Source organism: Thalassospira sp. UBA848 (genome assembly GCF_002295455.1).
Taxonomy (GTDB): domain Bacteria; phylum Pseudomonadota; class Alphaproteobacteria; order Rhodospirillales; family Thalassospiraceae; genus Thalassospira.
On record NZ_DBGS01000081.1, the window covers coordinates 16909 to 22571 of the forward strand.

A 5663-nucleotide genomic window follows, 5' to 3' on the forward strand; every position below is an offset into this window, starting at 1 on the left:
CGTTCCAGATCACTGGTTTCGGCACCAATCAAGAACACAGTGTTGCCTGCTTCGACATCGGCGGGGACGCCTGTAACGGGTGCGTCGATATATCGGCAACCGGCAGCCTCGATCTTTTGGGCCAGATCCAAGACAAAGGCGTGCGAAAGGGTGGAACATTCAATCGCAAGCGCACCCTTGCCCATTGCAGCAAGTGCGCCGTTATCACCCAGCCACACAGCTTCGGACGCGCTGTCATCAGCCATAAAGGAAATGACGATGTCGCAATTTTGCGCTGCTGCGGCCGGGGTGCTGCACCCGGTGGCACCGAGGGCGGCAAGCGGTTCGATCTTGGCCTGGTTTCTGTTCCAGACTTTTATCTCATAGCCCTTTGAAAGCAGGCGTTTGATCATTGCAGCAGCCATGCGGCCCGCACCGAGAAAACCGATTGTCTGTGTCATCTTGATTTGTCCCCTGGCATTCCCGTTTGGGCCGGGAATTACTTGTTTTTGATAAAAGAAAACGGCCTGCCATATGATGGCAGGCCGCATTAGAATGAATTACGCGTCACAAATCAACTGAGTCTGACTTTGACATATTCGCCCGGTGCCGGGCCAAGCACTTCAAGCTTGCCATCGCCCGGTTTGCGGGCATCGACCTTGCCGCCAGCACGGCGGCTGACCCAGTTTTGCCAGTCGGTCCACCAGGAACCGTCATGCTGGACGGCCTTCGCCATCCAGTCTTCTGGATTGGCCGGATTGCGGTTATAGGTCCAATAGCAATATTTATTGGCCGCGGGCGGGTTGACCACACCGGCAATGTGACCGGATGCCGAGAGCACGAACTTTACCTGTCCCGACATCAGCTGGGTGCCAGCATAGGTTGCCTGCCACGGTGCGATATGGTCTTCGCGGGTGGACAGGAAATAGACCGGGATCTTGATGTCGCGCAGGTCAATCGGTTCGCCAAACAATGTAATGCCGCCCGGTTCACGCAGCAGATTCTTGTTATACATGTTGCGCAGATAAAAACTGTGCATGGCTTTGGGCATGCGCGTGGAATCGGAATTCCAGTACAGCAAATCAAACGGGAAGGGATCCTTGCCCAGCATGTAGTTGGACACGACAAATGACCAGATCAGGTCATTGGCGCGCAGCATGTTAAACGACATCGACATATCGCGCCCATCAAGGTAGCCCTCTTTGGACATCTTGTTTTCAAGGCTTTTGATCTGTTCGTCATCAACAAAGACCGACAGCTCGCCCGACTTTTCAAAGTCGGTCAACGTGGTCAGGAAAGTCGCGGATTTGACCCGGTCATCCCCGGTTTTCGCCATGTAAGCCAGAGTTGAGGACAGAAGGGTGCCACCAAGGCAATAGCCGATGGCATTGACTTCTTTCTCGCCCGTGGCCTGTTCGATCATGTCGAGTGCCGCAAGAACGCCGTCCTTGGCGTAGTCTTCAAACGATTTTTCGGCAAGTTCGCTGTCGGGGTTGACCCAGGACAGGACAAACACCGTGTGGCCCTGATCAACGGCCCATTTGATGAAGGAGTTTTCCGGGCGCAGATCAAGAATGTAGTATTTGTTGATCCATGGCGGCACGATCATCAGCGGGCGCTTGGCGACCTTGTCCGTGCTGGGCTTGTATTGCAAAAGCTCCATCAGCGGGGTCTTGCCGATCACCGATCCTTCGGTGGTGGCAACGTTTTCGCCGACCTTGAAGGCATCAAGGTCTGTCATGCGGATTTGAAGTTTTCCCTTGCCGCGCTCAAGGTCGTCCAGAAGGTTTTGCAGACCTTTAAGCAGGTTCTCGCCACCAGACTCAATCGTGGTGCGCAACACTTCCGGATTGGTCATCAGGAAGTTTGTCGGCGAAATCGCATCGACGAACTGGCGGGTATAGAATTCGACTTTCTGGGCGGTTTTGTCATCCAGGCCATCAACATCATGGACAACATTTTGCATCCACTGCGAGGACAGCAAATATGACTGCTTGATGAAATCAAACAGTTCATTGTTTTCCCATGCCTCGTCACGGAAACGACGATCACCCTTTTGGGGGGAGGCAACGGGTTCGGCTTCTTCGCCAAACATACGCAAGGTCGTGTTGTGCCACAGCGTATAATATTGCTGCCAGAGTTCCATCTGCGCTTCGACCAGCTTGGCCGGGTTTTGCATCATGTGGCTGGTCAATTCGGCAAAGGCAGAGCCGATATTGAGTGGATCCGGGTCCGAAATTTCCGGGTCTTCTGCCTGTTTTGCAAGGAATTCCGAGACAAGTCGTTGACTTCTTTCGGCGATTTCAGCCATTGCTGCAGAGAGTTTTTCGGGATCCGGGTGATTGTTTTCAGTTTCGATGGCCTGTTGATCGCTCATGGGGCATTCCCTTATGATACCGCCGCAGGTACCTCGTAACTTCGGAACGTTTTAACGTCTTTGCGATATCGCAAGACTTTTAACGTTCTATGCTACGGGCATCTGATTGACGCTCCGGGTTGAAACTTTGCTTGATCCCAAGCTTATCATGGCCTTAGCCTAGCGCGTCGTTTAGGGGTAGTACAAGAATTATAAGGTGACGTTTTTGCGGAACATGTTTGCAGCAAACGTCGTCCAACTGAATTTGGAGCAGCGAAAACAAATGGGCGTTCTGAAATCGACGACTGCGCAGGGGTCGTGGCAGGAGACTGCAAGGGGGAAGTTGCGGGGACTGCTGCAGACGGGTTCTGCGTTGGCGGTGGTGCTGGCACTTGGCGCATGTTCTTCTGTTCCGGATGCGGTTAATCCGGTCGAGTGGGGCAAATCCGTCGGTGACATGTTTGATGGTGACGATGAAGAAGCCGCCGTCAAATCCGACGAGGCCATTCCCGGCGAAGACGGCGAATACCCAAGCCTTGCAGACACCCCGGCCAAACCGGTTGTAACCGGTGATGCAGAACGTGATGCGCTGGTTGCCGGTCTGGCAGCTGATCGGCAGAACGCACAATATACCCAGAGCGGTCGCCGTCAAAGCAGCCCACCGGTAAACGCATTGCAGAGCGCGCCGGAAGCACCGGCGTCAGAGCCGGCCATCAACCCGGCACCGACAACGCCAGTTACGAGCAGCTCCATGGCAGATGCCGGTACTGCGGCGACAGCCGCGGCCACCACCAGTGCTGTGACCTCGGCACCAAGCGGCTCTTCGATTGCGGACGAATGGAACGCCAAGGCGCCGGTCAGCGGCCCGGTTCCAACGCCAGAAGCCGCACCGGCAGCGCCGAGTGCTGCATTGTCAGAGGATGAAGCACGTCAGCAACAGCTTGCTGCCTATGAAGCCGCACAGGCGGCCAATGCTGGGATGCCCGGATCATCTGGCAGCGATCCGGTAATGGATCAGTATCAGCGCCGCCTTGCCGAAGGGCAGGGTGTCTTCGCCAACGAACCGGCAGCTGCAGAGCAATTTGATTACTCGATGTATTCCGACAATGGTTCGGTGATTGTCGATGAAAGCCAGTTTGGTGGTTCGGAGCCGATGTACGGCGACTCCGTATCGGTTGACATGACCGCGACCAATGATGCACTGGCAGCGCGCCTTGGTGTGCGTTCAATTGATCAGGTCGGCCCGGCGGTCAATGAAGTTCAAATCGCCCAGATCCAGTTCGGACATGGTTCGACCAAGCTTGGTGGTTCCGATTACAACGTGCTTGAACAGGTGGCAGCGACCTGGCAGCAGACCAGCGGCTTTATCCGTGTGATTGGTCATGCATCTATGCGTACCGGCAATATGTCGCTTGAACAGCACATGGCGGTAAACCGTCGCGTATCCGAAGGCCGGGCTGCGGCGGTGGTATCGCGCCTGCTGTCGCTTGGTGTCAGCCCGGATGCGATCTTTGTAGGTGCAGATGGTTCTGCCGATCCGCGCTATTACGAAGGTGTTCCGGCCGGTGAGGCGGGCAACCGCCGTGTGGAAATTTACCTGGATTACTGATCGCGCCGATCAGATATTTTCAGAGCGCAACAGCAAAACGCGGAGGGAGAAATCCTTCCGCGTTTTTTGTGTTTCTGGCCGGGGCTGCGCGAAAATGGTCGGGTTTGTGCCCTCAATCCGTCCTGACCATGCCGCAAATCGCGTTTATGCGTATTTTCCGCGCATTAATTCGTTGTGTCGGATTTCAAGAAACGGTACATCCTTCGAATTGTACGCTACTCATGGCCCAAATATGGGGCCTAAACGCAACTTTCGAGAAATCGATGATATGCTTTTCGCATAAAATTCGAATTTCGGTAATTTGACGAGGAAACAGGATAATGTCTCAGGAGTTCCACCGCATAAAACGTCTTCCGCCTTATGTATTCGCAGAAGTAAATGCGATGAAGGCGGCAGCACGTCGAGCGGGGGAGGACATTATCGATTTCGGCATGGGCAACCCGGACCCGGCCACACCGCAGCATATCGTCGACAAGCTGGTTGAGACGGTCCAGAACCCACGCACCCACGGCTATTCGATGTCGCGTGGTATTCCCGGCCTGCGCAAGGCACTGGCGGCCTATTACGACCGTCGCTTTGGTGTGGATATTGATCCCGAAACCGAAACTGTGGTCACACTTGGTTCGAAGGAAGGTTTGGCAAACCTTGCTGCGGCGATCACAAGCCCCGGTGATATCTTTTTGGTGCCCAACCCGTCTTATCCGATCCATGCTTTTGGTTTCATCATTGCAGGCGCAGCACTGCGCCATATTCCGATTGGCCATGATGATCAGGGCACGTTCAATACCGAAAGCTTTATGGAGCAGCTCCATCGCGCGGTGAAACATTCGGTCCCGAAACCAAGTGCGGTGGTGCTGAACTTCCCGGCCAACCCGACGGCCCTTGTTGTCGATCTGGCATTTTATCAGGAAGTTGTCGATTTCTGCCGCAAGCATGAAATCTATGTTCTGTCAGATATTGCCTATTCCGAGATCTATTTTGATGGCAACCCGCCGCCCTCGATCTTGCAATGCAAGGGGGCAAAGGATATCGCCGTTGAATTCTATTCGTTGTCGAAAACCTATTCGATGGCGGGCTGGCGTATCGGGTTTGCGACGGGCAACAAGAAGCTGATCAATGCGCTGACCCGCATTAAATCCTATTTGGATTATGGCGCATTTACCCCGGTTCAGGTGGCCGCAACCGCTGCCCTTAATGGTCCGCAGGACTGCGTTGAGGAGTTCCGCAACCTGTATCGTGAACGCCGCGATATCTTTATCGAAGGGGCGCAAAGTGCGGGTTGGGAAATTCCAAGCCCTGCGGCAACGATGTTTGCCTGGGCGCCGATCCCCGATGCCTTTGCCGAGCTTGGGTCACTTGATTTTTCCAAACTGCTTTTGCAGGAAGCAGGCGTTGCGGTGGCACCGGGTCTTGGCTTTGGGGAATATGGCGATCGCCATGTGCGTATTGCGCTTGTCGAAAACAAGCACCGCATCCGTCAGGCCAACCGCAACATCAAACAGTTCTTTGCGAAGTGCCCCGATGCAGAATCTGCACGTGAACTGTTGAAGAAATCCGTCTGATATCTCATAAAGCATTCTGTGTTTCGCCCGGGACATGTCCCGGGCGTTCTGCTATCAGGGCTCTGTGATCTTTTTTGGTCACGGGTGAAACCAAAAATGCAACCACGCGACAAGGAGTTATCGTGAAAGACGTCGTCAAAATCGGTGTGGCAGGCCT

Annotated in this window: 4 protein-coding genes; 2 read left to right on the forward strand and 2 right to left on the reverse strand. The window is 54.4% G+C overall.

Translation table 11 applies throughout. The annotated features are described in order from the left end of the window. The coding region (locus B2R48_RS11635; protein ID WP_297000510.1) for an NAD(P)-dependent oxidoreductase at nt 1-440 on the reverse strand (440 nt) is incomplete at its 3' end. Nucleotides 441-553: 113 nt separating this feature from the next. Then, on the reverse strand, nt 554-2356 hold the full coding sequence (locus B2R48_RS11640; protein WP_062955307.1) for a PHA/PHB synthase family protein: 1803 nt from the start codon (nt 2354-2356) through the stop codon (nt 554-556). 322 nt (nt 2357-2678) lie between these two features. Here B2R48_RS11640 and B2R48_RS11645 point away from each other — a divergent pair, with 322 nt between their 5' ends. Beyond that, nucleotides 2679-3944 carry an OmpA family protein gene (locus B2R48_RS11645; protein WP_297000516.1) on the forward strand — a complete coding sequence of 422 codons (1266 nt, stop codon included), beginning with the start codon at nt 2679-2681 and terminating at the stop codon, nt 3942-3944. Between the two features lie 320 nt (nt 3945-4264). Next, nucleotides 4265-5506 (forward strand): LL-diaminopimelate aminotransferase, encoded by a 1242-nt coding sequence (locus B2R48_RS11650; RefSeq protein ID WP_213472776.1) that lies wholly within the window; start codon nt 4265-4267, stop codon nt 5504-5506. The last annotated feature ends 157 nt before the right edge of the window (nt 5507-5663 follow it).